Origin of the sequence: Sutterella wadsworthensis 2_1_59BFAA, assembly GCF_000297775.1 — a bacterium.
Lineage (GTDB): Bacteria > Pseudomonadota > Gammaproteobacteria > Burkholderiales > Burkholderiaceae_F > Sutterella > Sutterella wadsworthensis_A.
In genome coordinates, this window is the sequence record NZ_JH815516.1 from 134,207 (window position 1) to 159,348 (window position 25,142).

At 60.1% G+C, this 25,142-nt stretch carries 31 protein-coding genes; 15 read left to right on the forward strand and 16 right to left on the reverse strand.

Annotated features, from left to right (window positions below; all coding sequences use genetic code 11):
* The 14 genes from HMPREF9465_RS06335 to HMPREF9465_RS06410 all read right to left on the reverse strand — a co-directional run bounded on the left by HMPREF9465_RS06335 (position 1) and on the right by HMPREF9465_RS06410 (position 10,733).
* Positions 1-897, reverse strand: a complete 897-nt coding sequence (locus HMPREF9465_RS06335; RefSeq protein WP_005435208.1) for a phosphoadenosine phosphosulfate reductase family protein — start codon at positions 895-897, stop codon at positions 1-3.
* Between the two features lie 38 nt (positions 898-935).
* Positions 936-1,109 (reverse strand): hypothetical protein, encoded by a 174-nt coding sequence (locus HMPREF9465_RS06340; protein WP_155994190.1) that lies wholly within the window; start codon positions 1,107-1,109, stop codon positions 936-938.
* Positions 1,110-1,168: 59 nt separating this feature from the next.
* Positions 1,169-1,831: a hypothetical protein gene (locus HMPREF9465_RS06345; protein ID WP_005435212.1), complete on the reverse strand. Its 663-nt coding sequence runs from the start codon at positions 1,829-1,831 to the stop codon at positions 1,169-1,171.
* Positions 1,828-2,049, reverse strand: a complete 222-nt coding sequence (locus HMPREF9465_RS06350; RefSeq protein ID WP_005435214.1) for a response regulator transcription factor — start codon at positions 2,047-2,049, stop codon at positions 1,828-1,830. Before HMPREF9465_RS06350 ends, HMPREF9465_RS06345 begins: the two co-directional genes overlap by 4 nt.
* 3 nt (positions 2,050-2,052) lie before the next feature.
* Positions 2,053-5,052, reverse strand: coding sequence for a DNA polymerase (locus tag HMPREF9465_RS12340; RefSeq protein WP_005435216.1), 3,000 nt, complete (start codon positions 5,050-5,052; stop codon positions 2,053-2,055).
* Positions 5,049-5,660, reverse strand: a complete 612-nt coding sequence (locus HMPREF9465_RS06365) for a hypothetical protein (protein ID WP_005435217.1) — start codon at positions 5,658-5,660, stop codon at positions 5,049-5,051. Before HMPREF9465_RS06365 ends, HMPREF9465_RS12340 begins: the two co-directional genes overlap by 4 nt.
* A gap of 237 nt (positions 5,661-5,897) precedes the next feature.
* Positions 5,898-6,509 carry an ssDNA-binding protein gene (locus tag HMPREF9465_RS06370; protein WP_005435219.1) on the reverse strand — a complete coding sequence of 204 codons (612 nt, stop codon included), beginning with the start codon at positions 6,507-6,509 and terminating at the stop codon, positions 5,898-5,900.
* Positions 6,510-6,536: 27 nt separating this feature from the next.
* Positions 6,537-7,859, reverse strand: coding sequence for a DUF2800 domain-containing protein (locus HMPREF9465_RS06375; RefSeq protein WP_005435221.1), 1,323 nt, complete (start codon positions 7,857-7,859; stop codon positions 6,537-6,539).
* Positions 7,860-7,861: 2 nt separating this feature from the next.
* Complete coding sequence (locus HMPREF9465_RS12345; protein WP_005435222.1) at positions 7,862-8,335, reverse strand: hypothetical protein; 474 nt, start codon at positions 8,333-8,335, stop codon at positions 7,862-7,864.
* Positions 8,336-8,658: 323 nt separating this feature from the next.
* On the reverse strand, positions 8,659-8,874 hold the full coding sequence (locus HMPREF9465_RS06390) for a hypothetical protein (protein WP_005435226.1): 216 nt from the start codon (positions 8,872-8,874) through the stop codon (positions 8,659-8,661).
* Positions 8,875-8,924: 50 nt separating this feature from the next.
* Entirely contained in the window at positions 8,925-9,584 is a 660-nt protein-coding gene (locus tag HMPREF9465_RS06395; protein WP_005435234.1) for a hypothetical protein, read from the reverse strand.
* Positions 9,585-9,701: 117 nt separating this feature from the next.
* Entirely contained in the window at positions 9,702-10,148 is a 447-nt protein-coding gene (locus tag HMPREF9465_RS06400; protein ID WP_005435236.1) for a hypothetical protein, read from the reverse strand.
* Positions 10,149-10,176: 28 nt separating this feature from the next.
* A complete protein-coding gene (locus tag HMPREF9465_RS06405) occupies positions 10,177-10,386 on the reverse strand; it encodes a hypothetical protein (RefSeq protein WP_005435238.1) in 210 nt (69 codons plus the stop codon).
* Entirely contained in the window at positions 10,383-10,733 is a 351-nt protein-coding gene (locus HMPREF9465_RS06410; RefSeq protein ID WP_005435241.1) for a hypothetical protein, read from the reverse strand. The genes HMPREF9465_RS06405 and HMPREF9465_RS06410 overlap by 4 nt, the downstream gene beginning before the upstream one ends.
* Before the next feature lie 851 nt (positions 10,734-11,584).
* On the opposite strand from HMPREF9465_RS06410, the gene HMPREF9465_RS06415 reads away from it, so the two are divergent.
* On the forward strand, positions 11,585-11,836 hold the full coding sequence (locus HMPREF9465_RS06415; RefSeq protein ID WP_005435243.1) for a hypothetical protein: 252 nt from the start codon (positions 11,585-11,587) through the stop codon (positions 11,834-11,836).
* Between the two features lie 157 nt (positions 11,837-11,993).
* Positions 11,994-12,854: a hypothetical protein gene (locus tag HMPREF9465_RS12350; RefSeq protein ID WP_005435244.1), complete on the forward strand. Its 861-nt coding sequence runs from the start codon at positions 11,994-11,996 to the stop codon at positions 12,852-12,854.
* Position 12,855: 1 nt separating this feature from the next.
* On the opposite strand, the gene HMPREF9465_RS06425 is transcribed toward HMPREF9465_RS12350, so the two are convergent.
* Positions 12,856-13,569 (reverse strand): LexA family transcriptional regulator, encoded by a 714-nt coding sequence (locus HMPREF9465_RS06425; RefSeq protein WP_196793863.1) that lies wholly within the window; start codon positions 13,567-13,569, stop codon positions 12,856-12,858.
* A 302-nt stretch (positions 13,570-13,871) separates the two neighbouring features.
* Here HMPREF9465_RS06425 and HMPREF9465_RS06435 point away from each other — a divergent pair, with 302 nt between their 5' ends.
* Positions 13,872-15,899, forward strand: a complete 2,028-nt coding sequence (locus tag HMPREF9465_RS06435) for a phage/plasmid primase, P4 family (RefSeq protein ID WP_005435250.1) — start codon at positions 13,872-13,874, stop codon at positions 15,897-15,899.
* A gap of 14 nt (positions 15,900-15,913) precedes the next feature.
* On the opposite strand, the gene HMPREF9465_RS06440 is transcribed toward HMPREF9465_RS06435, so the two are convergent.
* Positions 15,914-17,212, reverse strand: a complete 1,299-nt coding sequence (locus tag HMPREF9465_RS06440) for an IS256 family transposase (protein ID WP_005433166.1) — start codon at positions 17,210-17,212, stop codon at positions 15,914-15,916.
* Positions 17,213-17,337: 125 nt separating this feature from the next.
* Here HMPREF9465_RS06440 and HMPREF9465_RS06445 point away from each other — a divergent pair, with 125 nt between their 5' ends.
* From HMPREF9465_RS06445 to HMPREF9465_RS06500, 12 genes are all read left to right on the forward strand, one after another.
* A complete protein-coding gene (locus HMPREF9465_RS06445; RefSeq protein ID WP_005435252.1) occupies positions 17,338-17,787 on the forward strand; it encodes a hypothetical protein in 450 nt (149 codons plus the stop codon).
* 61 nt (positions 17,788-17,848) lie between these two features.
* Positions 17,849-18,145, forward strand: a complete 297-nt coding sequence (locus HMPREF9465_RS06450; protein ID WP_005435254.1) for a hypothetical protein — start codon at positions 17,849-17,851, stop codon at positions 18,143-18,145.
* 231 nt (positions 18,146-18,376) lie between these two features.
* On the forward strand, positions 18,377-19,618 hold the full coding sequence (locus HMPREF9465_RS06455; protein ID WP_051009033.1) for a hypothetical protein: 1,242 nt from the start codon (positions 18,377-18,379) through the stop codon (positions 19,616-19,618).
* A gap of 109 nt (positions 19,619-19,727) precedes the next feature.
* Positions 19,728-19,961 carry a hypothetical protein gene (locus tag HMPREF9465_RS06460; protein ID WP_005435257.1) on the forward strand — a complete coding sequence of 78 codons (234 nt, stop codon included), beginning with the start codon at positions 19,728-19,730 and terminating at the stop codon, positions 19,959-19,961.
* Entirely contained in the window at positions 19,958-20,413 is a 456-nt protein-coding gene (locus tag HMPREF9465_RS06465; RefSeq protein WP_005435258.1) for a hypothetical protein, read from the forward strand. Before HMPREF9465_RS06460 ends, HMPREF9465_RS06465 begins: the two co-directional genes overlap by 4 nt.
* Positions 20,406-20,822, forward strand: a complete 417-nt coding sequence (locus tag HMPREF9465_RS06470; protein ID WP_005435259.1) for a hypothetical protein — start codon at positions 20,406-20,408, stop codon at positions 20,820-20,822. The genes HMPREF9465_RS06465 and HMPREF9465_RS06470 overlap by 8 nt, the downstream gene beginning before the upstream one ends.
* The gene (locus HMPREF9465_RS06475) at positions 20,810-21,109 is read left to right on the forward strand and encodes a hypothetical protein (protein WP_005435261.1); all 300 of its coding nucleotides are present in this window, start codon (positions 20,810-20,812) and stop codon (positions 21,107-21,109) included. The genes HMPREF9465_RS06470 and HMPREF9465_RS06475 overlap by 13 nt, the downstream gene beginning before the upstream one ends.
* 2 nt (positions 21,110-21,111) lie before the next feature.
* Entirely contained in the window at positions 21,112-22,815 is a 1,704-nt protein-coding gene (locus tag HMPREF9465_RS06480; protein WP_005435262.1) for a portal protein, read from the forward strand.
* Positions 22,816-22,946: 131 nt separating this feature from the next.
* Positions 22,947-23,159, forward strand: coding sequence for a hypothetical protein (locus tag HMPREF9465_RS06485; RefSeq protein ID WP_038006899.1), 213 nt, complete (start codon positions 22,947-22,949; stop codon positions 23,157-23,159).
* Complete coding sequence (locus HMPREF9465_RS06490) at positions 23,156-23,440, forward strand: hypothetical protein (protein WP_005435263.1); 285 nt, start codon at positions 23,156-23,158, stop codon at positions 23,438-23,440. Before HMPREF9465_RS06485 ends, HMPREF9465_RS06490 begins: the two co-directional genes overlap by 4 nt.
* Positions 23,433-24,101 (forward strand): hypothetical protein, encoded by a 669-nt coding sequence (locus tag HMPREF9465_RS12355; RefSeq protein WP_005435264.1) that lies wholly within the window; start codon positions 23,433-23,435, stop codon positions 24,099-24,101. The genes HMPREF9465_RS06490 and HMPREF9465_RS12355 overlap by 8 nt, the downstream gene beginning before the upstream one ends.
* An 11-nt stretch (positions 24,102-24,112) precedes the next feature.
* Complete coding sequence (locus tag HMPREF9465_RS06500; RefSeq protein ID WP_005435266.1) at positions 24,113-25,132, forward strand: major capsid protein; 1,020 nt, start codon at positions 24,113-24,115, stop codon at positions 25,130-25,132.
* Positions 25,133-25,142: the final 10 nt, after the last annotated feature.

Genomic DNA, 25,142 nt, shown 5'->3' on the forward strand with positions numbered 1-25,142 from the left:
CTACCTTAGTTCCCGAAAGGGAATATTCATGAAAGTTAGAACTTCCCGCAAACCTAACTGCTCCATGCAGTATCGATATTGTAGCGGGTGTGTATGTGTCATTCTTTGAAAGCGGTTGGGAATCGGGTCTTTGTCTATGCCATACATGCAGAACATGCACCCGGTTCTTTGAAGCCCTGTCAGCTCAAGGAGCCCGTCTTCGTTCTCCTTGACCTCTCCGTACACCGTCGCAATCTCTAACTTGTTCTCGACGACGTAACGAAGCACGTCTTGTTCCGTCCAAAAGCTCATCGGCTGAGAGATCGGACGAGATCTCGTGAAGGCGTTGCATCCGTACCTCAGCCACGAGGATCTTCGGAGGAAGCTCTCGTCCGCCATAGTTCCGACGATGGCTTTGTTACCAGTCTCGCGCTCGTACTTCTTTACGGGCGCTTTTTTCATCACGTCGCAGCACTTGTTGGAAATCTTGAATGGCGCGTCGATCAGGAACTTCCACTTCTCGGAGATCTTTCCTTTGCCCCAACGGTTCCCGTTAAGCCGAATACCTAGTAGCTTCTCCGACTTTGTGGTGCGAGCCTCGTATAGGAACTGGCTTTGCTCCTTAGAAACGACTGGGTATCCGTACTTCTCTATCACGTCGTAAAACCGCATGGCTGGATCAAGCCTGATGACGTTCTTCTGACGTAGAGCGAAGCTCCTGACCTCGGGGTACTCAAGCCCCGTGTTGACAAAGACGCTCGGAATACTCGGATAGAGCGAATCGGCAATGTGCTTGAGCACCGTAGAATCCTTGCCGCCGGAGAAAGAAATGTACACGTCGCCGCCCCAATGCTCGTGCCATGCCTTGATGCGGGCTTCCGTCATACGCACCTTGGCTTCGAGCGGAAGACTCTGCATTTGCCGAAGGTCTTGCGGAGAATGCCGAGGGGTACCGTTCACTTGATCTCTCCTTTGTTGAACGCGAGACGGCGCCAGTCGTAGACACTCGTCAGAAAAGTTTCGAGCTTGTGGATCTCAGTCAGCGGGATGCCCTTGACGCCATCCATGTCGATGACGACCTTGGGCATGCCCACCTTGGAGACGCCGACCACGCGGGCGGTAACACGCACAGAGCTGTCTTCGCCGTGGATGGCGCAGGTCGGCAAAGGGTATTGATGGGTGATGCAATTCATGGTTTGATAGGTGTGTAAAGTAAAAGGACAAAGGGTTTGGTTATCGGCACCACGACATCTTCGTCATGGCAGTGCCACTCCCAGCGGTTCATGGCTTCGTTTCGTTCAATCCAACCTCGTCGGGTCTTCTTGTTGATGACCGCGAAGCCTCCTCGGCCCTGCACCTTGTCGAAGTCGTCATCGTTGACGGGGTCGACAAGGAAGCCGGAGCCTGTCGGGATGTCGAAGATGTGACCGGACGCCTCAAGCGCCCACATGGACTTCAGGAGCTCGGAGCGGTTGCACGAGTCCTTCATCTGCTTCAGGTACTCAAGCGCCATGTCGACGGGCTCGAAGAGCGCATCCGGCAGCTCAGGTTCTTCCCGCTTCTTGAGCTGCGCCATGCAGTTGAGCGAGGCGAACGCGAGAAGGAAAGTGAGCCTCATCGTCGTCTTCTCCTCGAACCCCTGGCTCAGGACCCACGCGTGGCGAAGCGCGGACTGGACGTGCCATGCGTCCTCTTCGTCCCCCTCGCCACGGCGCAGAACATCGAGGTGGACGTACGGATGGATGTCCGACCTCGCGCGGTCCCCCTCCGTCAACTCCCCCAGCGTCAGGGAGTAAATGAAAGAAGGGGCGTGCGTGCGCTTCGGACGGTACTTCTTGTTTCTCTTTTTCATTTTTGAACCTTTAAAAGCCCCATTTGGAAGGCCTCGTAAACCGCCTCGGCGGCGTTGTGGACACCCAGCTTCTTAAAGAGCTTCTTCCTGTGCGCGACGACAGTCGCGAACGAAATGCCCAGGATTTCCGCAATCTGCGTTTGCTCGAGGCCCTTCGCTGTGAGCTGTAGGATTTCCAACTCGCGAGGCGTCAGGCGCAGGTCTTTCTCTTTTTCCATGGCCTAGTCCTTCCTGTATCTGTAGGCTTCGTAGCCCGCCGCTACGAGAGGAAGCCCGGGCGCCCAGTCGGGCAGCGTCGACATCAGGTGCTCCATCTTCTGGAAGGTGAACTCGTCGGTGTCGGGCGCTTCCGTGATCGCTTCGTCGTGGATGGTCAGCACGGTCTTGTAGCCCGCAGCGTCCATGCGGAGAAGCCCTTCGGAGAGGAGATCGCAAGCGACTGCTTGGGTAATGTTTTCCACGTTTTTCGCGCCGTATGACTCGATCTTTTCCCACTTGCGCGAGAACTGATTAACGCCCATATAGGTGAACGAGTCCTTGCCGACCCCCGGATTCGTCTTCGGCGACGGGTAGCAGAGCAGACGGCCGCTCGGCAGTCGGATGACGAGGAAGCTCTCAGTCCTGGTGAAGGCGACATAGCCGACGCGGACACTCTCTCGAGAGACGATGGCCTTCTGCACGGCCTGCCCGACGTTCGCCCAGAACTGGACGATCTTAGGGTTCGTCTTTCGCCACAGGCGCTTCAGGACATCACAGGCGATGAAGGCCTCGCGCTCAAGCCCTCCCGTCATCTTCTTTTCTGCAAAGAACGAGTAGCTGTCGGCAGCATCGAGCCAGTTGGCGCGCGGTGCGCTCGACTTCACGTACTCGGCCATCTCGTTGAGGTCCATCCCATACCCAGATGCGAAACGGGCGAACGCCGCGGCTCCTCCGCCATACCCGAGCGCGAGCTCGAGCACCTTGCCGATCTGGCGCTGAGGCTTCGTCACGTCCTCAGGCTTCACGCCGAACGCCTTGGCGTAGGCAAGCTTGTAGAGGTCGTGGCCGTGCCCCGCGTCAAAGTCTCGGAAGGCTTGAAGCTTCCACTCCTCACCGGCAAGCCAAGCGAGCACACGGCCTTCCACGTTGGAGTAGTCGGCGACGATCAGTTTCTTGCCGGCAGGTGCGATGATCTCGCCTCGGAGAAGGTTGGGAAGGATGACCGATGGGTCGTCGTAGAAGCACTCGAACGTACCGTCGCGCTGCTTGAGCACTTCGGTAGCGAAGTCGATCTCATCCTGTGAAACGGTTGGGCGAGCCAGATTTTGCAACTGCATTCCGCGGCCGGAGTTCCCTGTCACCCAGACACGACCGTTGCGACGGACCATGAAGAAACCCGTCTTCGTCTCCGCGCAATACACCGTGCCCTTGAACGCTTGCTTGCTGTGCGCTTCGGGCATAACAACTGAGCGATTGCTACCGTTTTCCCAGATGTTCAGCGTGTAGATAGTTGACCATCCTTCTTTTCGCCCCGGGCGCTCAAGCAGAATGGCGGCTCGCCCCGACATGTGCGCGAAGGCTTGTACAAAATCTGCGTTTGCGCGAACTGCCGTGCTGTACTGGAAGGAGTTCTTAGTTGAAACAGAACCGTCCCAGAAGGAAAGCTCGTCGAAGAAAACATCGGGGTCCGCGTCGAACAATGCGGGAGAGAAAACCTTTTCCTCGAAAGCTCGAAGCCATTCAGGGATATCGCTCGGATACACCGTAAAGACCGTCCCGGTTTCGTAAGTGTTTCGAGAAAACCTAATACCTGCTGCAGACAAGAGCATTTGGCAGCGGGCTACCTTTCGTTCTTTCTTAAAGTGAAAAGTCACTCGCCCCCTACTGGAAAAATGCCCATCAGCTTGCGTCATTACCGCCACTCGAAGAGGGATCTCTTCCACGCAGAACCACGGCAATTTACGGCGCCCGTAATACGGGATACGCACTTTTCCGAGAGCGCATTCCTCTGCCGTTTTTACGCGCCATTCGCGCTTTGTCCCCCATGCGCACGCCATTCGGTGATCAGGTGTGCTGATCTGCGAAACGCGCTTAGACTCGATAGCGCACATCTCCCCCTCGTACGGGAAGGCCAATGCCTTTGCTTCCATGAAGTCAACGGTTTCATCCACGTTCCAGCACGCGATCTCGCCGCCTTGCCATTCGTCGAGGCGTACCCAACCGTTCGGCGTGAGCACTTCGTGATCGCCCGTCAGGCACCAGCGGCCAGTGCGTGCCGCGCCTCGGAACTGGAGCCCGCCGCGCATGCGCCCGTCCTTGTTGACGCGCCGCAGAAGCGCCTTGAACTTCTGGATCGAGGTCTTCGTAGACATGAGGCGGAGCTTCAGAAGCTCACGAACGGGCTCCGGTACGGACGGGTCGTCCACCCGCTTCTCAAGCTCGGCCTTCGTCATCGTGTCGATCTTCCAGCCGTACTCGCGAGCCATGTAGTCGATGAGCGCATCACGCTGCGTGGCGGCACCGACTTCACCGTTCGTCTGCCGTTGAGTCTCTTCAGCAAGAATGCCCTTGCGGCGTTCAGAGAGTTCAACCGCGGCCTTGGCAAGCTCAATGTCGACTTTGACACCGCGGCGGTTGATCTCGGCATCGAGCACCTGCAGACGATGCTCCCACTCCGTGCAGTTCCACTTGGGCAGCGCCTTGAAAAGCTCACGCTCCGCTTCCACGTCCAGGCGACAGTAGTTGACGAACTTGATCCAGTCCTCGGGCTTCGTGTAGCGGTCATGACGACGCACCTTGTAGCACTCCGGCTGCGGCTTGCAGAAGAGCTGGACGAGGCGCTTGCCGTCCTTGTCCTTCGCTTTGTCGGTCGGCATGCGGAGCACGTCGCACAGGTCGCCAAGAGCGCCGGGGAGCCCGTGCTGATAGGCGATGACCATGGTGTCCACGATCATCTCGAGTGGGATGTGGTAGCCGTGGGCGGCAAGCACAACCGTGTCGAACATCATGCCGTTGTGCCAGACGATCTTGCGCTCGCCCGCCTGCACTTCCTTGAGCGCCTTGGCAAGCGCTTCGGGCATCTCTTTGGTCTGCGGGTTCGTGCAGTCCCAGACGCGGGCGGGTTCGTTGTCGATGGCATAGCCCCACAACAGAATCTCGCAGTCTTCCGCATAACGGAAGCTGCCGACTTGGGGGAGATTGAGCGGAGAGAAGGTCTCAAGGTCCGCGAAAAGATATTTCATGGAAGACTCCATTTACAAGTCAAAGGACTCATCAGTTTGGTCGGGTCAAGGCGTACGAGCACCTTTTCACGGGAGTAGCCGTTGCGGATCGCCCAGCCGTAGAACTTCTCGAAGTCCTGCCATGCGGGGCAGCAGGCGGCGCGGTCCAACGTCATCCAGTACACGAGTACTCGATCCTTCGTGAACCGGTCCATCGCATCCCGCCCATACCACTTTTTAAGAGACGGGTTCTCTGGCACGTATAGCGGGCCGTCTTGTTCAGCCTTGTCATGCCGGCGGACTGCCGCGGCCTTGATCGCTTCTTCGCGTCGGCGCTCCCCCTCCGCAACCGAGCAGCGCTCGCCACTGATCGTGAGGTTCCCGCTCTCGCGCAACGCGCCGCCGTTCGCACGGGGGCGGCATCCGCAGTTGACGGCTTTGCTGTAGAGGCTGAGTTCTTTCACCTTGAAGGGCTTCCCACAGAAGGGGCAATGGGCGACGACAAGCCAGCGCTTCGCGGCCGAAGGCGTCGCGTACCAGCCGACGACATCTACGATCTCTTTGCCGGCGACAAGACGGCCTATGCGGCGTTGCCGCTCATCTTCTGTCGGCTTGTGAAGTTGATCCATGTGAGACTCCTTTGAAAAAACTGGGGAGCCCTTGGGGGAGGATGAGGGCTTGCCGTGCGGCAAGAGCTGCAGATGCTCATCCTTGCGTGATCGTGGCGCTAGAACTCCGGCATTACTGCCTGATGAATCACCCGACCCGCTACGGCTCTGCGTTCCGAGCGGTTTCCCCCGCGGCTCTGGATCAAGCCTCCTCCTCTGGGGAGAAGAGGGGGCTTTGTTCAAAGTCGCGTAAGCGCTTTACGGGATGTCGGTGAAGTCGGGATCGTCGTCCGCCTTCAGATCATCGAAGTCATCGTCCTTGGCGACGGAAGCGCCGCCGATAGGATCGCCGTCTTCAACAAACTGGATGCCACAGAGCGTGAAGGAGAAGCCAGGCTGGATGGGCGTGCCATTCTTCGCCTTTCCGCTGTAGCACCAGAGATCCACGACAACGTTGCAGACAGCGCCGCTGTAGATCTTTCCGTCCTCGGGGCGCAGTTCAACCGTGCGGTCACGACCGACGATGCGCGGGGCCTGCTGGTCGGGACGGCGCTTGGCGCTCAGGAAGTAGAAGCCGCCCTCGTCGTTGTGACGGAGCCCCTTGTTGTTGTCGATCTTCTCGACACGGGCATTAAAGGCTTTGGCGTCGCGACCCCAGAAGGCGTTAGCGGCCACTTCCTTCGCGGCGTTAATCATCTCCACGATCTTCATGTGCTCGGGGTTGTCCTCGTAGAGGCGAACCTGCACGGAGTACTCGTCCTTGCCAGAGAGGTCGTTGTGCTTCGGTTCGAAGACTTCCGGGTAGGCGATGCGCACCTTGCGCAGCACGAGGTGGAGCTTCTTGCGCTCTTCAGCAGTAAGTTTTGCCATTTGTATTTCCTTCAAAAATGACAGGGTTTAATTGGCTTGTTCAGCCTTGGGGTCGAGATCGTCAAAGTCGTTCTCGAGTTGCGGCGTCAACGCGGGGCGCTCGTCCGTGCTGGGCACGATCAGAGGCTTGCCGTCGCTTCGACCAATGAGGTTTGAGAGTCGAGCCCAGTACTTGGGTCCGATCTCGCCCGCCTTGTGGAGCTTCTCGGCTGTGGTCGGCGAGATCACCTTGCGGTCATACGCTTGATCAACCTTGAGTGCCTTGCGGAGTTCAGCCTCGGCGGCTTCGGCATCCGTCCACTTGCGCGGACCGGGGCGACCCGCGACGAGCTTGTAGCCTTCGGTCTCGCCATGGCTGTTGAGGCGGTCGTACATGGCGCCCTCCACGGCGTCGCACCACATGCGAATCACCTTGAGCCAGCTGTATGCGGCAGCCAGGCGCTCGGGCGTGGTCGGCACGGGGATCGAGCTCGGGAGCGCGACGGCGACGGGCGCAGCTTGTTCAGCCTCGGCGACGTCAGCGAGATCCTCGAAGTCCGCTTCGAGCGCCTCCACCGTGGACCGATGCAGGATCGGACAGATCGCTTTCGCCTTGCAGAAGCGGCAGATGTGATCGTTCGGGATCGCGAAGTCGCCTTCTGGCGTCATGCCGGAGCCCTCGAGCGGCAGGAAGGGGTAGTCCTCCTTCAGGTCTTCGGGGTGCTCGACCAGGTGGAGCGCACGATCCGACGAGCGGCGGATATTCGTGAGGAGCTCCCCCTCAAGTGCTGCGCGGTCAATCGCCCACGCGCTGATGTTGTCCATGCGCGGCTGGATGATGTGGAGCACGACCTTTTCGATGCCGAACATCATGCCTTCGGGGTCTAGTTCAGCCATGGCGGCAAGCGCGTAGACGCCGAGCTGCGCGTTGTGCTTCGCTTCGACTTTGACGCCGGCGCCGTACTTGAAGTCAACGATGTGGAGCACACCGTCTTTGTCGATAACCACGCAGTCGGCAGTGCCGAAGGCGTCGGGCTCGCCCGTGATCGGCGTTACCGGCAGGCGGACCTCGACGGCGCGATAGAGAGCGCCCCCGGCCAGTTCAGCCACGTGGGACACATACTCGCGCACGTGGGGTTCCATGCCGTCGTGAGACAGCTTGATGGCCGCGCGCTCTGCGGCTTCGGCGCGGTTTAGGTCGCGGCCCGCAAACTTCGCCCGCAACTCGAGCTCACACCAGCGGTGTGCCGCGGTGCCTTCTTCTGCGTAAGGGCTGGAGTCCTCCGGCATGCCCTTCGAGAGAAGGACAGACGCCGGGCAGTAGGCGATGCGCCCGCAGCTCGACGGGCTAATGAGAGCATGCTTAGCCATGGTCACGCCTCCGCCTTCGCTAGTTCAGCCTTGACGGCGGCAAGCGCCTCCGCGTAGCGAGCGCTGTCCAGCGTGCGGAAAGAGCTTGCGCCGATGGCCTCAAGTGCGGCGCGCATGACATCCTTGGCGTCGGAGCGGCCGACGACGAGCGCGTGAAGCGCGGCCATGAAACCGGCGGGGTCCTTCGGCACGTTTTCGACCTCTGCCGCAGGCGCGGCGGCTTCGGGCGCCAGTTCAGCCTTGACGTCTTCGGCAGGATCCTCCACGGGTTCCGGAGCGGCCGGGGCGGCAGCTTCGGCGCGGGCCGGCGCGGGCGTCTCTTCGGGCGTGGGGACGGTAACCGGCGCGCCGGTGGTCGGGGCCTCCTGCGCTGCCGTGTCGGCGTTGAGAGAGCGACCGGCGACGATGGCGCGGGCGATGGTGGCCAGGGTCTTGACCTCATCGGTCAGAGCTCGAATCTCAGTTTCAAGACTCACGATAGAGCCTCCCAAAAAATGAAAGTGAAGGGCGGGGCGGCGTATGCAGTCCCGGGTTACTGCGCAGAGAAAAGCCCGCGGCGCGGGGCTGTAGGCTTTCCTCTGCGGGCCGGCATGACACCGGCCGCGTGGGCGCTACCATCGATAGATGTCCGGTAGCTTTTCGGCTGTCGGTCTGCGCGCTACGCGGAAGTACAGCAGCGGAAATCGCAGGCGGGCGCGGCGGGCGTCGGCCAGGGCCTCGCATATGGAGTAGTAAGCACGGGGCAGCACCTGCCAGCGGTCACCAGTCCGCGCGGCTTGACGCAGTGCAATTACGTAGATCATTCGCTGCGCTCCTTGCGCGTGCGGGCGATGACACACGCCTCGAGGTACGAAAAGCAAATTTCTGCGAAGTCCTCGCGGCCGGTCATGTCGTTGCGAATCGCGTCCATCGCTGCGGCCACGGTGGCCGCGCCGGTTAGCTCTTTCAAAATCGAACCGGAAAGTTTTTCGATTCGGCCGGCGGCGTCGACGCGGTAGAAATTCCTTGCTGTCATGACTCAATGCTCCAAATTTGGCCGCCTCGAAAGGCGGCCGGGGTTTACTGTTACTGGACCTGCGCCCAGGCGATCTCGTTTTCGAGATAGAAACGCTCGAAAGCGTCTAGCGTTTCTTCGGGCACACGGCCCTCAAGCTGATCGCGCGCATCCGCCCAATCGGCCGCGCTAGGGGCTGCGTAGCACGGGTAGTCATCGCTGTAGCGTCGATAGGCCAATACGTCCGTAAGCTCCGGACCTTCGTCGGACGGGACGGCGAAAAGGCACCATCCGGACGCGGCGCGGATGTGCTCAGTGCTGCCGGCGCCGTCATGGATGGCAGGCAGATAGAAATCGATGAGCGAAGGCGTGAGTACGGCCGGCGCTCCGGCAACGTTGAAACCGGGCGTACGGAGCGCATCAAGCAATGCGGCCTCGGCAGTCTCTTCGGCCAGAGCGAGACCGGCGGCCTCGAGGTCATCGGAATCGAAATCGATCCAGGCGGGCGCCTCATCGTCACGCAGATCGGCGCGGGACAGCACCAGCGTGAACCGCACGCCGATCTGCGGTGCGGTGCGGAAAAAGGCCGCGCCATAGATGCGGACCGTGCGGCCGTCCGGATCGATGTCATACGAAGACGTGTCGAGGTCGTACATGTCCACGATCGGGCGAGGGGTTGCGGGGGAAAGGTGGGCGGCGTCAAGGGCCGCGCGGGAGGTGTTTGCGTACATAGTGAGTCCTAGCTGATGAGTTGAAAAAAGCCCCTGCGGTTTTGCGGGTGAAAGCGTCCGGACGCCCGGGCGCTCTCATATGCACCCCACCGGTGCGGCGGGGCGGGCTTGTGGGGGTTAGATGCGGTCAAACTCTTCGGCGGCTTCAATCCAGCGAATGAGCGGGCAGTCATTGCAAGACACCTCGAGGCGATCGCCGCCCCATGAGGCCGTCAAGGTCAGGCGCTCCCAGCGGGATTCGTAGCGAGCGCGAATCGTGGGGCCGCCCACGGTTAAATCGACATCGGCGATATAGCCGCCGCGGCCGGCGCGATAGATTTCCAGCGAGAGGGGTTCGAACGCGTCAGGCGCGCTTTCTTCGGCCTCATCGTCATCGGGGCATTCATCCTCGAGGCCTTCAGCGACGGGCGCCGAAAGGAAGTAGGCGGCATTGCTCACCAGACGGGCGAAACATTCCGGGTCCCGGACACTAAGATCGGCGGGATCGAAATCACAGGCCGTGCGAATGCCGGCGGCGGTCAGTGCGTCAAGGAGAAGGCAAGCGGGGCTAATAGTGGTGGTCATGATGAGTCCTAGCAAGTTAAGTAAGTGATTAGTCTTCGGCAGCGTCGAAAAGCGCGCCGGAGAGGGAAGCGAAAAGAGCAGAGAGAGCGCAGCCTGCAGCCAGCTTGACCACTGCGACGGTGTAGGCGCCGGCGGTCAGGTCGACCGATGAGGCCGCCGCGCCGGCGGCCAGCGCCGCCACTGCGAGGGCAGCGGCGCCTAGCGCAAGACGGGCGACCAGAGCGCGTGGGGCGGTCATGCCTTGACCTCGCAGCCGTAGCGAGCAGCGAAAGCAGCGCGGCGTTCGATGCGCTCGGCGATTTCGCGAAGGGCGTCGATTCGGCTAGCTTTCTGGAAGTCGACCAGGCGATTCCAGTCCGCCGGGAGCTCCACGGCGGCGCCGGCGCGGCGGGCGAAGTCGAGATAGAGGGCATCAGTGCGACGGCGGGCGGCGGCGCGATCGGCGGCGCGAATGCGATCGAATTCTTCGTCACGGCGACGATCGGCGGCTTCACGAATGAGGGCCTCACGGATGAGCGCGATGGTGAGGAAAACGGCGATGACGGCGATTGCGACGAGGTAGTGGGCGATGATGGCGGGTGTCATGGTGTGGAGTCCTAGTTGTGTGTTCATTGGTGCTGAATCGTGCTCGATTCGTGTTAAGTGCATATTACACCTAAACGAGCACAAACGAACACAGCAAAGATGAGTACACTTGACATAGATCAAGCACGCTCAGGCCGCAGGCACCACCGGCGGGCCCGACGGCCGTATGGCGCGCGCTTTCCCCGGACCCCTCAAGGCCACGGGGGCCTCTGCCTCTACTCGTTTTTTTTGCGAGTTGGTGAGCAACTCGGTTTTTTTGTTAGTTGGATTGCGGCGATAGGACTTACTGAACTGCTGTTTTTTTGCGAGTTGGAACGCAACTCCGATTTTTCGTGAGTTAGCCGAAGAAAAATGCGGTGCTTAGGTGCTTATCTACCCCCTCTCGTAACTTCTCTCATACGTGAAAACAAAGGGGGTACCCCCCTTATATACGCCTATAGGGGGTTTGTGTTTTTGGCCGAAATAGGCACCTGAGCACCGCTGCGGTTTTTTAGGCCGCGCGTCCCCCTGGCCGAAGGGTGGCGCCGGATGCGGTGCTACGACACGTGGGAACGGCGGACCGTGGGGCTTTGCGGCGTGCGGTGGGGTGGCGCCGTGGGGTTGGCGGTGCTCTGGCCTACCCGACGCGCCGCGCCGCGTTGCGGGTTTTTGGTGCGGGCGCGCGGGCCGTCCGCCGCCTGGGATGCCGACCGGTGGCAGCGGTGGCCCGTGGCTGTGTGGGCATTTTTGTATGAACTCACAGCCTCACCGCTCGCCGCGCCTTGATGCGAGGGGATTTCTGCCCGTCTGTTCGACGGTTGCGGCTTTCGCCGGACGATTGCGGCTAGACTCCGGCCGCAGGAGGAAAGCACATGACAAAGACGATTGCCGTAAGCGCCGCCGGGCGACCGGTCGGCGAAGACTCTGCGCGGTGCCGGTGGCCCGACGCCGTGGTGGAAGAAATCCGCCAGCGTGTGGCCGCCGGTGAGACCGTCACAGCGGCCGCCGCCCGCTTCGGCGTGCCTTTCAACACCGCGAAGGACTTCGTACGATGCCACCGCCGCGCCGTGCTGCCCGCCGCATGGGTGACGGTCCGCGCGGGGCGTCGGGTGTCGGTCGGCTGAGGCGCTCGTCGGGGCCGGGTAGGGGCCCAATTTCGCCGCTCGTCCGCGGGGGACCTAGCCTGACCGGCACACTCAAAAAATTTTTATTTTCGAACTTCCCTTTTTTCTGAGTTCCCGCACCCCCACCGTCCAAAAAAATTTTTAGGAAATTTTCACAATGGCTCAAACCGTCGCAAACAAGATCAAATCGATTCAGATCCTCGAGAAGCCCTCTAGCTGGGCCGCTACGGCGTCGACACCCTCGGACGAGCAACCACAAGGGGACGGTCTCTTCGGCGCCTCTGTGCGCTCAGAAGTCGCCTCTACGGCCTCGTCTGCCCCCGTGGTAAGGATCGTGCATGAAGGGGCGCCCAAGACGGTGTCCGACATGGACCCGTCGAAGCGACGTGCGCACTACAAGCCCGTGACGCCGGACGAGGACTGGCGCCCGGAGTGGGGGCCGAGGAAGCGTCGTCCTGGGCTGACGAAGGAGGACAGGGCGCTGATGCGTCGGGTGGCGACTGAGGCGATGGTGGGGCTGCCGGAGGTGCCGGAGGTGCCGGAGTATCTGCCGACGGATGCGGAGACGGGCCGCGTGGTGAAGTCGCCGGAGCTGTTGGACGCGCTCTGTGCCTACTTGGCGCAGGGCGGGATGATGCTGACTTTTGCGAAGCGTGTGGGTCTTGGCCGCAGCATGCTGTCGCAATGGTGCTCGAAGGATCCGAAGTGGAAGGCGGCTGTTGCGAAGGCTCGGGAGCAGGGCGTTGACGCGCTAGCCGAGGAGGCGTTGGCGATGGCGACGGACCCGCTGATGGTGGAGGACGTGTACGAGCGCTATGACAACGACGGGAACCTGCTGAGCATGGACGTGAAGAAGGGGGATGCGGTGTACGCGAGGAAGCTGGCGGTGTCGACGCGGCTTGATCTCCTGAAGAAGTGGGCGCCGGAGAAGTACGGCGACAAGGTGGAGGCGAAGACAGACAGCTCTCTTGCCTCCCGCATCCTTGCCGCCCGACAGCGCGTGGCGGGGAAATCGTAGGTTAGAAAAACGGGCGATAAAGGCCGACACATACCGCCAAAACTTTGTTAATTTTTACGCTTGGAATGCTGAATTCCGAGTTGTTGTCGAAAGATAAAAACATTTCGGAAATATCTCTCTTAAATCTTCCAATAATCGCGGAATTATTTTCCGTTTCCGCCAGAACGATTTGCCCGGACTTTATGCGGGGCCACTCTTTGCAGAAGTAGAGAGCGTCTCCGTCCTGTACGGCAGGAGCCATAGCGGCGGTCTCCGCGACGATTGCGAAGTCCGGCGTGGGCACGTTTGTGGTGTAGAGCATTTCGGGCGGGAGCGCGATGAATTCGCAGTTGGAGAATCCTGGCGTGCGGAAGTAATCAGCGGTCTGGGAGAGCGCCAGGATTGGAATTTCCCGCATGAGGGTCTCGGCATGCGCCCCATGAAAGATGTTTCCTTGGCCTCTCAGCTCTTGAAGATGTTTCTCGTAGGCCATTTCCGCTCGGTAATCGTCGTCTCTAGCATCGGTTGCGGAGGCCACCCACAAAACTTTAGGGTCAACGGCCAGCGCGGCGGCCAGTTTCGCGATTGTGGCGGGGTGCGGGGTCGACTCTCCTGATTTCAGCCGCTGGATAGTTGCGGTAGCGACGCCCGAGAGCTTTGACAATTTGCGTACGGAGAGCCCGTTCTCGACCATGAGCTCGTGAAGTGTGCTCAAAAAGGTGGTATTGGTTGACATAGTGTACTCGCTGTGCTTATTATTCATGTCGCCATACTTGTATTCTATATTTTTGGAGCACTCATGTCGAGTAATGACTACATCTCCCCAAAGACGGCCTTGGCTTATCTTGTCCGTTCCGGCCTTAGCAAGCGAGCAGTCGCAAAGTACTGCGATATAACTCCAATGACGCTGTACAGGATTCAGAACGCCCCGGATGGCTTTGCTTTTCGCGAAAGCACGGTGAAGAAAATGCACGATGCGTATACGCGTAGAGAGCAGGAAATGGCGTCGGACGCCCGTGTTCGCAAGGAGCTCGGGTTATGACCTCGTTCATCCGTGAGAAAGGGCCGAGGCTCGTCGAGACCGGCTACCCCGTGGTTCCGTTGTCGAAAGGCAAGAAGCATCCGACCACGCCCAACTGGCAGAACTCTCCGCTCACCGCCCAGGCTTGCCGACAGCGGCCGGAGGGTGAGGGCGTCGGCGTGCTGTGTGGGTACGGCGACACTCCGATCTGCGCCATCGACGTTGACTTTCGCGGAACCGACGCGGAGGCGAAGGCGCTTTTTGACGCCCTCTGCAAGGCTTACCCTGCGTGCGCGATGGCCGTTTACCGTGTCGGTCGCGCCCCGAAGTTTGCGCTCCTCTTCAGGGCTGAAGGCCGTTGGCTGAAGCAGACGACGCTTGAGTACGTCAAGAACGGGGACGAGTCCACGAAGTCTCAGTTGGAGGTTCTGGGCAAGGGGCAGCAGATTGTTCTGTATCACACCCATCCGGAAACGGGGCTTCCCTACAGCTACCCGGATGCTTTTTTCTCAGGGGAGCCTGTTGACGTTCCGGCTGCCGAGCTCCCTTTGATGACGTATGAGGGCGTTCAGACGCTCTGCGACGCATTCGAAAAGTTCGTTGAGAGCAACGGGTGGGCGCCGGTCAAGGGTAGTGAGCGCACGATTGCCGTCGATGCCGATGAGGCTCTAGCGGAAGAGCTCGTACCGAAGCGCCCGATCGGGCTCACGATCGACCAAATTCGCAAGCTGATGACGCCGAGAGTGGAGTCGTGGGGCTCCTACACCCCGTGGTACCAGGACGGCATGCGCATCCATCATGAGACGACTGGGTCGCCAGAGGGGCTTGCCCTCTGGGATGAGCTCAGTCAGCAGGCCGCCAAGTACGACGGCTTCGAGGAAGTGGAGAAGAAGTGGGCTACGTTCAATAACCGTGGCCTGCGTTCGCTCACGATGTGGCCGATCGCTCGGGAAGCGCGAATGGTCATCGCGAGAGCGGAGGCTTTCACGGAAGACGGGCTTCTGTGCCGTGTGCTTCGCGACTGGGGCGATCACCTCCGCTATGCGCCACAGGCAAAGCGCTGGTATTACTTTGAGCCTGCTACGAGGCAATGGGACCGCCTCGGGCCGGAGGCTTCGATCTGCACAAGGATTCGTGACGAGATCTTCAATTCGCTTTTGACAGAGGAGATCAAGGCAGCGAGGGATGCGGGGGATGAAGCCCGAGAAAAGGCGGCGGCCAAGTTCCAGCTGCGCTGTCTCGACGGCGAGAGCGCCATGTTGGACAAGCTCCTGAAGAACCTGACCCGCACGCGTGAGCTCTATGTTGATGAGAACGACATGGACGCGATGGAGGAGTTCATCGCGGTCGAGAACGGACTCGTGAACCTGAAGACGAGGGATCTGGTGCCGAATGCACCAGATGCCCTGATGGTGAAGTACTGCAATGTGCGGTACGACCCGAGTGCGGACTGCCCCACCTGGCGCAAGTGTGTTTCCACATGGTTCGGAAGCGAAGAAGTGGCGTGGTACATGCAGAAGGTGCTTGGCAAGATGCTGGCAGGCCGACCGGATGAGGAGGCATTTTACCTGCTAATCGGCGACGGAGCCAACGGGAAGTCGAGTTTTCTTGAGACGATCAGCGAGGTGATGGGCGGCTACTCGAAGGCGCTGAGCGATGAGACCGTCATCGGCCGCAAAGGCACGCCGGCAAGTGGGCATCGTGCGGACATTGTGCGTCTGCAGGGTGCCAGGTTCGTGTACTGCTCCGAGACCGGGAGCGGGGAGTCTTTCCGCGCAGCGGACTTGAAGCGTATTTCCGGTGGGGACAAGATCTCCGCACGAGGCGCGTATGCCGCCGAGGTGAAGGAGTTTCCCGCCAGATTCACGCTTTTCATTGCCACCAATTTTGCGCCGAACATGCAGGGAGCGGACAACGCCATGCGCCGCGGGAGTGTCAGGATTTCTGTGTCTGGGGAGGTTATTCCAGGGGCAGCCCAACGAGGCTGCCCTTTGTTTTTTGTGATGCAGTATGCCAGACCTGATGCGATAGCGCGGGTAGTCTAATCATACCCCTTGTCTTACTCCATGGCACCTGTAAAGCGCTCGCCAAACAGCAGAGCGAACTGAGGCATGGCAGCAGACCACCTGGCTGTAGCACGCTTCCAGGAGGTCGTGAAATTCATGATAGCCAGGTAGATCAGCTTCCGGGCTGCGTCCTCACTAGGGAATAGAGTGCGCGTCTTGATCACCTTCCTGACAGCGCGGTTTAGCCCTTCAATCGCATTGGTCGTATAGATCAGTGTACGGATCTCTGGCGGGAACTGGAAGAACGGGATCACTTGCGCCCAGGCGCGTTCCCAGATCTGGATGATGGCTGGATACTTCTTGCCCATGTCCGTGCTTCCAAAACGCTCCAGAGCGCGTTCTGCAGCGTCGGCATCCACTGCCTGGTAGATGGGCTTCAGCTCCTTGCATACGGCCGCCCTGTCCTTCTGAGAGACGAATGAGGTGGATGCGCGGATAAGGTGGACGATGCAGGTCTGGTGGAGGGTCTGCGGATACACGGTTTCAAGAGCCTCCGTCATGCCCTTCAGGCCGTCCGTAACGGCGATGAGGATGTCCTCCACGCCTCGGGCCTTGAGCCCGTTGAACACGCTCGCCCAGAAGCTTGCGCCCTCGTTCTCGGCGATCCACATGCCCAGAACCTCACGCGTACCGTCCGTGCGAACACCAATCCCGAGATGAACAGCCATGTTCTTTACGGCTGCGCCGCTGCGGATTTTGACTCGAAGGGCGTCGAAGAAAGCGACGGGATACACACTTGCGAGCGGGCGATTCTGCCACTCCCGGACGTCCTCAAGCACTCTGTCAGTAACCTTGCTGACGTAGTCGGGGCTGATGTCCACCCCGTAGAGGTTGTCGATGAAGGCCTGGATGTCACGGGTGCTCATGCCCCTGGCGTACATGGCGATGATCTGCTCGTCCATCTTGCCGAACGAGCGGCTGTGCTTGGGCACGATGATCGGGTCGAAAGTGTTCTGTCGGTCGCGCGGAACGCTCAGCGGCAGAGGACCAAACTCGGTCTTCAGGGTCTTGTGGCTAAAGCCGTTGCGCTTGTTGGAAAGCTGGGGAAGCTCGTCAGCGGCGACCTCTTCAGGAGGCGTTTCAGTGGGCTGACAGCCTGTGAGATGGGCATCCATTTCTCCCTGCAGCATGGCTTCGACGAAGCGTTGGGAGAAGGTACGGACGGCCTCGGAGAAGGCTTCGGGGCCCAGCGGGCGGCCCGATGCTCGAAGCTCGGAAACGTACTGGTCGATATGGTTATCGAGGGGGTTGGTGGACTTCTTACGAGAATTGCGTTTGGTATTCGTGTTCATTGGATGCACCCGATTGGCGGGCTCCGATTATCCCATGGACACAAAATTTCTGACGCTCTCTGCGCCGCCGCATTCGTCTGATCGACTTCCCGCACGACTTCGAGAACGATCCCAAGTACCGCGCCATGCGCATCAAGGGGCTGTCGCGGGTGCTTAAGGCGGAGCGCTCGGGCATTTTCAATTGGCTTCTAGAGGGACGAGAGGGCGAGCTGAAGGAGGGCCTGGCCGTGCCGAAGTCGGTGCAGGACGCGTCGAACGCCTATGTCGACTCGCACGATCTTGTCACCCAGTGGTTCGATGAGCGGTGCGAGATCGGGCGCCCGGAAAAGGAGAACGATCCGTCGACGAAAGAGTTGTTCGAGAGCTATTGCCAATGGCTTGAGAGCATGAACGAGCCGACGTCCGATGCGCGGCCTAGGACGTTGACCGAGCGGCTGAAGAAACTCCTTACCAGGAGGGGGGCGTCGTTTCGATTTCGCAAGAGTCACGGCAAAACCCTGGCAGTTGGCATTCGACTGAAGAGTGCCGTCGACCTAGACCAGCCCGCTCAAGACGACTTCGAAGACATTCCCTAACCAACCGGCCCTCGGCTTCCTTTCCGAAGTCGGGGGTCTTTTTCCATGAGGACAATTTTCTATGAATGAACTGTCAGACGACATTGCCGAAGAGCTGGCGCGAGGGTACGACGACCCTCTGCGCTTCGTGCTTTGGGCGTTCCCGTGGGGCGAGTCGCCCGAGCTGTCGATCGTACCGCTTCCCGAGCCTTGGGCTTCGAAGTACCCGGGGAGCAAGTTCGGGCCGGACAAGTGGGCGTGTGAGGTCTTGGACGAGATCGGGCAGCAGGTGCGCGCAAACGGTTTCGACGGGATCCATGCCGTCAAGCCCATACGTCTTGCCGTTGCGTCAGGCCACGGCATCGGTTCGGATATGTGATGAGCCGTCTGAGTCCTTTTCCGCAGTGGTTCTGCGGGGTACCGAAAGGTGCTAACGGGGAAGCCTCTCTGAGGTAATCCCGTGGGAAGCCCGAACGATCGGGAACCTGTATCGACTATTCCTCGGAAGGGAAGTAGGGCTGAATTAACCTCAGCTCGAAACGGGACTCCCCGCAATGCGGGTAAGAGATAGTCAGTGCCTCTGGCGACAGGGGATAAAACGAAATCATTTTTGACAGCCTGCCTCGTGATCTGGATCCTCGCCACTCGTCCGAACTGTAAGGGCGTAGTGACGGCGAACACTGCGGCGCAGTTGAAGACGAAGACCTTCGCGGAAATCTCGAAATGGCTGCGCCGATCCATTGTCGCCGACATGTTCGAGATCAAGGCGGAGTCCATCGAAGCGAAGGAAGCTCCTGAGTCGTGGCGCGTCGACGCGCAGACGTGTAAGGAAGAAAACTCCGAATCGTTTGCGGGCCAGCATTCTGCGTCCTCTACGTCCTTTTATGTAATGGATGAGGCCTCAGCCGTCCCCGACGTGATTTGGGAAGTGGCGGAAGGCGGTCTGACCGACGGTGAGCCGATGATGTTCGTGTTCGGCAATCCGACGAGAAACACAGGGCGTTTCCGCGAATGCTTCGGGAAGCGCAAGAACGTCTGGAGCACTCGTCAGATTGACAGCCGAAGTGTGTTCATCACGAACAAGGAGCAGATGGAGGAGTGGCGCAAGGAGTATGGCGAGGACTCGGACTTCTTCAAGGTGCGTGTGAAGGGTGAGTTCCCGAGTCAGTCCGACAAGCAGTTCATCCCGTCGGGCCTTGTGATGGAGGCGGCGATGCGAGACATGCCGCACAACGGGGCGACGTGCGCGATCATCGGCGTGGACGTGGCGCGCTTCGGTGATGACGACAGCGTGATCTACACGCGCATCGGCAGGGGTTGGCTCCCGATCAAGCGCTTCAAGGGGCTCTCCACAACGCAACTCGTGGCCAAGGTGAAGCAGCACTTCGACGAAGTGAGGGCGCTCGGGTTCCCGAGAGACCGCATCTACATCAACGTGGACGAGGGCGGTGTTGGCGGCGGTCCGAAGGACCAGCTTCGCGACGACGGGTACCCCGTGCGCGGCATCCAGTTCGGTGCGGGTGCGGACGATCCGAAGACGTACGCCCGTCTCCGTGAAGAGATGTGGGGGAGGATGAAGCTCTGGCTGATGGACGGCGGGACGATCCCGAACGATCAGGGCCTGATCGACGACTTGACGGCGCCCGAGTACGACATCCTGCCTGGCGGGCAGATCAAGCTCGAGTCGAAGAAGGACATGAAGAAGCGCGGCATGCCGTCTCCAGACAGCGCAGACGCGCTTGCGCTTACCTTCGCATACAGGATCGAGGAGTACATCCCGTTCGCGGAGCTCGAGTACCGCAACCGCAGATCGGGGAGGCGGGACTACGACCCCTTCGCCTGTCTGAAGTAATGGGTGCATGAGACTAAGCTCGCGTGGTTTGATTGACCCTAGAAAAACGAAAGCCGCCAGAAGGTGAAGATTCTGACGGCTTTCTAGGATTCTCATAAGGAACGGGCTTATGAATGTCTTAGGGTTGATTTTACCTGACGAATTGGTGTTGAGCATAGCAATGATGGCTTTTTCTGACCTACCTGCGCACGTGCAGGTTCTGTTGGCACTTGTGGGCGTTTTACTCGCCACATGGGTTGCCGCGCGCGTCATAGACCTTTACGACTATCTGCGCTGTGGTTCTGCGAAGCGTCAGGAGATTCGGAACAGCCGCCGCTGGTTCAAGCAGTGGAGGGGGCAATGATTACGTATCAGGAGCTGTCGTTCGGTGAACTTTACGATCTGGACGGCTGGGCGGACTGGGTGACGGAGTACATCAACGAGACGGCCAACCCTGCCATTGGTGCGGCCGAGGCGCAGGTGTCCCGCTATGCCGCGCTCGACAAGGGCGGTCAGCTCCGCTGCGTGGCCGTGCTTGACGACGGGCGCCTTGTTGGCGCGGCCGCGCTTCTCGTCACGCAGTCCCAGCACTACCCGTTTCCTCTCGTCGGCGTTGATGCCTTCTACCTCCGCAAGGCATGGCGCCGTGGGCGTACGGGGCTTGATCTTCTCGGGTGCGCCAAGGCGGTTGCCGCGAAGGAAGGCGCTCCAGGCTTCACCTTCATGGCGCCGCCGGGGTCGGCGTTCGACAAGCTGTGCGATCGTCTCGGCATGACGCACACGCACAACTGCTACTGGTGCAAGTGCGATGAATGATCTTGCGACACGAGCCGCGGCTGTGGAAGCCCTCGGGCAGGCGCTTGAGGCGGAGTTCCCGCCGATCCACATCGAGACGGAGCACCACCTTCATGCGGGTATGTATTCCCGCACGGTCTACGTCCCGAAAGGCGCGGCGGTCGTGGGGCTCACAGTCAAGGTACCGACGCAGTTGATCTGCTGCGGGCACTTCAGAATCACGGATGGGGGCGTCACGAAGGAGCTTCGCGGCGTCCATATCCTCGACGGCATGGCGGGGCGAAGAGCCGCTGTCTATGCCCTCGAAAACTCGTCCTTCACCATGTGCTTCGCGACGGATGCGAAGACTGTGGAGGAGGCAGAAAACGAATTTACTGATGAGCCCGATCGGCTCTTAACTCGAAAGGAGAATCTCTTATGTCAGGAGTAGCAGTTGCCGTTGGCGTAACCGCGGCGTCCATCGGCGCCTCCATGTACAGCGCCAACAAGCAGGACAAGGCGCAGCGCCGCGCCGCCGATCAGCAGGCCAAGGCGGCCGCCGAGGCGAAGAAGCAGCAGGAGATGGAGTTCAACAAGGCCAACCAGAACGAGGTCGACATTAGCGGCATCATGGGCCAGAATCAAGGCGGCGGAAGTGCCACGATGATTACGGGTCCGGGCGGCGTCGGCAAGAATGATCTTCTGCTTGGCGGCGGCTCCTCTCTTCTGGGAGGCTAATCATGGCGGACAGTCTTCGCAAACAGTGCGGCAAGCGCTGGGAGGCGCTGAAGTCTGAGCGCTCCTCTTGGATGCCGCACTGGCAGGAAATCTCGGAAGTACTTCTGCCTCGCGCGGGGCGCTTCCTCGTCTCCGACAACAACAAGGGGGACAAGCGCCACCGCGCCATCCTGGACAACTCAGGCACGCGAGCGCTTCGCACCTTGTCGGGCGGCATGATGGCGGGCATGACGAGCCCGGCTCGTCCGTGGTTCCGTCTCACGACGAAGAACCCGCAGTTGGACGAGAACTACGAAGTCAAGAAGTGGATGACGCAGGTGACGACCCTCATGCAGATGGTCTTCAACCAGTCGAATGTCTACCGCGCCTTGCAGATGGCGTACGAGGAGCTCGGTGCTTTCGGCACGACGTCTGTGATCGTGCTCGACGACTACGACTCCATCATCCATTGCATGCCGCTCACCATCGGCGAGTTCGCTCTGGCGACCGATGCTCGAGGCGACGTCAACACGTGCTACCGAGAGTTTCGCATGACGGTCTCCGCGCTCGTCGGGGAGTTCGGCTACGACAAGGTGTCGCCCAACGTCAGGCGGCTCTATGACCGCGGGAACTACGATGAATGGATCGAGGTGGTCAACGCCATTGAGCCCCGCAATTTTCGCGATCCGCAGAAGCGTGACGCGAAGAACATGCCCTATCGTTCCGTTTACTTTGAGAAGAACGGGAAAGGCGATTCGATCCTTCGCGAGTCGGGCTTCCGACAATTTCCTGTTCTCGCAGCTCGTTGGAATGTGACGGGCGGCGACATCTACGGGACGGGGCCGGGCATGGAAGCGCTCGGCGACCTTCGCCAGCTTCAACAGCAGCAGCTTCACAAGTCCAAGGCCATTGCTCAGCAGGCCGATCCCGCGGTCATCATGTCGGCCGACATGCGCAATCAGGAAGCGAACCTGGTTCCGGGCGGGATCGTTTGGGCGGACAACGTAGCGCAGGTGCAGGGGGTGCGGTCTGCCTACGAAGTCAACCTGCGTCTCGACGCGCTTCTGATGGACATTCAGGACGTGCGACGGCGCATTGATGAAGCGTTCTACAAGGACATCTTCCTGATGATTACGGGCATGCCTACGACGGCCCGTGCGACGGCGACGGAGATTGCCGAGCGCCACGAAGAGAAGATGCTGATGCTTGGCCCCGTCCTCGAGCGCCTCAACGCGGAGATGAACGACCGACTGATCGCCATGACGTTCGACCGCATGGTGCAGGTCGGCATGCTCCCGCCCGTGCCGCAGGAGCTTCAAGGCATCGACTTGAACGTCGAGTTTGTCTCGATCCTTGCGCAGGCCCAGAGGGCCGTGGCAACCAACGCGGTTGACCGCTTCACGCAGAACCTCGGCAGGCTCGTGGCAATCAAGCCCGATCTCGCCGACAAGTTCGATGCGGACTACTGGGCGGATTACTACTCCGACGTGCTGGGGCTTGACCCCCAGTTGATCGTGCCTGGCAAGCAGGTGGCGCTCATCCGCCAGCAGAGAGCCGAGCAGCAGGCGAAGATGATGCAGATGGAGCAGGCCAAGGAGATGGCCTCTGTCGCGAAGGATCTTGGAGCGGCTCAAGCCGCGGTCCCCGCGTCACCGATGTCCCCGCTTCAGGGAGACCTTCAGTCGGCCTCCCCCGAGCAGATCATGGGGCAGTTCGCGGGCTATTGATCCAATGGGTGCATGAGAGCAAAACAGCGTGTCAAAGTAGCTTCAACACATAAAGCGAAAGCCGCTCGGGGCGGAATCCGAACGGCTTTCTAAGACTCTCAACGTCTAGCGATGAGGACCTATGAAGATCTATGGACAAGTATACCTCGTTTGAGAAGCGGTTAGAAGAGATAAGAACAATGGTTGAAGAACACGACAGACAGATGATTCGGGAGGACGAACGTCGCCGAATAGAGAAGGAACGCAAAACTTGGTGGTGGGACGCCTTCAAGAGCGTTGCGGTTCCGATTCTTGTCGGCGTTATCTCTTCACTGGTTTCGCTAAAAGTGGCGGGCGTTTTATGACTGAACAGAAACTGCCCTACGAATCCTCGGACGATTTTGAGTCCGACTTCAAGTGGCTCATGCGGGATGTGCGGGGCCGCAGGCTGATGCACTGGCTTCTCACGAAGTCGGGCGTCTTCCGAACGACTTTCGAGGAGGCGCCGATGCGGGCGTCCTACATGCCGATCGCGATGGCGCATGCCGAAGGCCGAAAGGACATCGGCTACCGCCTGATGGCGCAGATTGATCGGGTTTGCCCCGACCAGTATTCCAAGATGATGAAGGAGAACAAGAATGGCTGAAGACGGAACCACCGTTGACCCTGTCGATACGACTGAGCCGGCCAATCCCGCAACGCCCGCAGGTGGCGAGGGAAACCCTACCGATCCGGCTCCGGCGGCTACCGATCCGGCAACGGGCGCTACAGAACCGCAGGAAGGGATGCAGTCCCTGCTGGACGGCGGAAAGGATGAGGGCAAAGGTGAGCCGGGAGCCGCTCCGACGGCCCCTGAGGCCTACGAGCCGTTCGACATTGACGGCCAGCAATTCTCCGAAGAGCAAGTGCAGGGCTTTGCCGCTACGGCGAAGGAGCTCGGGCTCTCGCAGGAGAATGCCCAGAAGATGCTTGCCGCCATGGTCCCCACGGCGCGTCAGTATCTGGTGGACGACTTGAAGGCGAAGTCGCAAGAGTGGGCTTCGCTTTCTGAGAAGGACCCTGAAATCGGCGGCGCCAATTTCAAGGCTAATGTCGGTGTCGCGAACCAAGCCCTCAAGCAGTTTGCGACTCCTGAATTTACGGCGCTTTTGAGAGGATCCGGCCTTGGGGCGCACCCCGAGGTGGTCCGTGTGTTTTATCGCATCGGCAAGGCCATGCAGCAGGATCACGGTGTGACGGGAAGCGCTTCCGCTCCGGCGGGCGCTCGACGCCGCTACCCGAAGTCCAACATGGTGGTTGATGTCTAAGGAGATAAGGAATGGCTACGACTACTAAGCCGAATCGCAATCCGACGCTCGCCGACATGATGGATCGTCTGGATCCGAATGGCGAGCTCGCTGACATCGTTGAAGTACTCAACGAAACCAATGAGATGATGGACGACATCACGTGGGTGGAGGCGAACAACAAGTTCTCTCACCGCACGACTGTTCGTACGGGTCTTCCGACCGTCACGTGGCGCAAGCTCAACTACGGTGTGAAGCAGTCCAAGTCCACGGTCGCCCAGATCACGGACACCTGCGGCATGCTTGAAGCCTTTGCCACGGTTGACAAGAAGCTCGCCGAAATCAACGGCATGAAGGAATCTTGGCGCGCTTCCGAAGAACGCCCGTTCATCGAAGCCATGTCCCAGACGCTTCAGCGTGCTCTGATCTACGGCGACTCCTCCAAGGATCCCGAGCAGATCATGGGCCTTGCCCCGCGTTTCAACACGAAGGATCCGAAGAAGGCTCCGTGCGCCGTCAACGTCATCGACGCCGGCGGTACGGGCGCCGACCTCACCTCCATCTGGCTCGTCGGTTGGGGCCCGAACACGGTCCACGGCCTTTACCCCGAAAACTCCAAGGCGGGTCTCTCCAAGGAAGACATCGGCGAAGAAGCCGCGCTTGATCCGGATGGCGGCGAGTACCGCGTCCTCAAGACGCACTTCGGTTGGGACGTTGGTCTCTCTGTTCGCGACTGGCGCTATGTCGTACGTATTGCGAACATCAAGGAAAGCCTTCTCAAGTCCGTTCCGCCGGATGAGAACAGCGCCACGGGCCACAACCTCTACGAGCTTCTCGTGAAGGCCGTGGCGAAGGTGCCGAGTCTCTCTGGCGCCCGCTTTGCCTTCTACACGAACCGCACGATCGAAACGTATCTGCGTCTGCAGCAGGCCAACTCCCGCAACGTCCAGCTGAATCTGGCCGATGTCGGCGGCCGCCGCGTGCTGAGCTTTGACGGCATTCCGTTCCGTCGCGTCGACGTGCTTGAGTTCAAGGAAGCTCAGGTCAAGTAAGGAGAAGACA

Bases quoted from the DNA above. Each gene is read 5' to 3' on its own strand.
- HMPREF9465_RS12350 (WP_005435244.1), top strand. From the start codon at position 11,994: ATGGCTCAAACCGTCGCAAACAAGATCAAATCGATTCAGATCCTCGAG.
- HMPREF9465_RS06350 (WP_005435214.1), bottom strand. From the start codon at position 2,049: ATGGAAAAAGAGAAAGACCTGCGCCTGACGCCTCGCGAGTTGGAAATC.
- HMPREF9465_RS06395 (WP_005435234.1), bottom strand. From the start codon at position 9,584: ATGTACGCAAACACCTCCCGCGCGGCCCTTGACGCCGCCCACCTTTCC.
- HMPREF9465_RS06475 (WP_005435261.1), top strand. From the start codon at position 20,810: ATGTCAGGAGTAGCAGTTGCCGTTGGCGTAACCGCGGCGTCCATCGGC.
- HMPREF9465_RS06335 (WP_005435208.1), bottom strand. From the start codon at position 897: ATGCAGAGTCTTCCGCTCGAAGCCAAGGTGCGTATGACGGAAGCCCGC.
- HMPREF9465_RS06445 (WP_005435252.1), top strand. From the start codon at position 17,338: ATGCGCATCAAGGGGCTGTCGCGGGTGCTTAAGGCGGAGCGCTCGGGC.
- HMPREF9465_RS06410 (WP_005435241.1), bottom strand. From the start codon at position 10,733: ATGACACCCGCCATCATCGCCCACTACCTCGTCGCAATCGCCGTCATC.
- HMPREF9465_RS06485 (WP_038006899.1), top strand. From the start codon at position 22,947: ATGGACAAGTATACCTCGTTTGAGAAGCGGTTAGAAGAGATAAGAACA.
- HMPREF9465_RS06460 (WP_005435257.1), top strand. From the start codon at position 19,728: ATGAATGTCTTAGGGTTGATTTTACCTGACGAATTGGTGTTGAGCATA.
- HMPREF9465_RS06500 (WP_005435266.1), top strand. From the start codon at position 24,113: ATGGCTACGACTACTAAGCCGAATCGCAATCCGACGCTCGCCGACATG.
- HMPREF9465_RS06390 (WP_005435226.1), bottom strand. From the start codon at position 8,874: ATGACAGCAAGGAATTTCTACCGCGTCGACGCCGCCGGCCGAATCGAA.
- HMPREF9465_RS06470 (WP_005435259.1), top strand. From the start codon at position 20,406: ATGAATGATCTTGCGACACGAGCCGCGGCTGTGGAAGCCCTCGGGCAG.
- HMPREF9465_RS06490 (WP_005435263.1), top strand. From the start codon at position 23,156: ATGACTGAACAGAAACTGCCCTACGAATCCTCGGACGATTTTGAGTCC.
- HMPREF9465_RS12340 (WP_005435216.1), bottom strand. From the start codon at position 5,052: ATGAAATATCTTTTCGCGGACCTTGAGACCTTCTCTCCGCTCAATCTC.
- HMPREF9465_RS06375 (WP_005435221.1), bottom strand. From the start codon at position 7,859: ATGGCTAAGCATGCTCTCATTAGCCCGTCGAGCTGCGGGCGCATCGCC.
- HMPREF9465_RS06345 (WP_005435212.1), bottom strand. From the start codon at position 1,831: ATGAAAAAGAGAAACAAGAAGTACCGTCCGAAGCGCACGCACGCCCCT.
- HMPREF9465_RS06400 (WP_005435236.1), bottom strand. From the start codon at position 10,148: ATGACCACCACTATTAGCCCCGCTTGCCTTCTCCTTGACGCACTGACC.
- HMPREF9465_RS12355 (WP_005435264.1), top strand. From the start codon at position 23,433: ATGGCTGAAGACGGAACCACCGTTGACCCTGTCGATACGACTGAGCCG.
- HMPREF9465_RS06370 (WP_005435219.1), bottom strand. From the start codon at position 6,509: ATGGCAAAACTTACTGCTGAAGAGCGCAAGAAGCTCCACCTCGTGCTG.
- HMPREF9465_RS06465 (WP_005435258.1), top strand. From the start codon at position 19,958: ATGATTACGTATCAGGAGCTGTCGTTCGGTGAACTTTACGATCTGGAC.
- HMPREF9465_RS06415 (WP_005435243.1), top strand. From the start codon at position 11,585: ATGACAAAGACGATTGCCGTAAGCGCCGCCGGGCGACCGGTCGGCGAA.
- HMPREF9465_RS06440 (WP_005433166.1), bottom strand. From the start codon at position 17,212: ATGAACACGAATACCAAACGCAATTCTCGTAAGAAGTCCACCAACCCC.
- HMPREF9465_RS06450 (WP_005435254.1), top strand. From the start codon at position 17,849: ATGAATGAACTGTCAGACGACATTGCCGAAGAGCTGGCGCGAGGGTAC.
- HMPREF9465_RS06405 (WP_005435238.1), bottom strand. From the start codon at position 10,386: ATGACCGCCCCACGCGCTCTGGTCGCCCGTCTTGCGCTAGGCGCCGCT.
- HMPREF9465_RS06435 (WP_005435250.1), top strand. From the start codon at position 13,872: ATGACCTCGTTCATCCGTGAGAAAGGGCCGAGGCTCGTCGAGACCGGC.
- HMPREF9465_RS06480 (WP_005435262.1), top strand. From the start codon at position 21,112: ATGGCGGACAGTCTTCGCAAACAGTGCGGCAAGCGCTGGGAGGCGCTG.
- HMPREF9465_RS06365 (WP_005435217.1), bottom strand. From the start codon at position 5,660: ATGGATCAACTTCACAAGCCGACAGAAGATGAGCGGCAACGCCGCATA.
- HMPREF9465_RS06425 (WP_196793863.1), bottom strand. From the start codon at position 13,569: ATGTCAACCAATACCACCTTTTTGAGCACACTTCACGAGCTCATGGTC.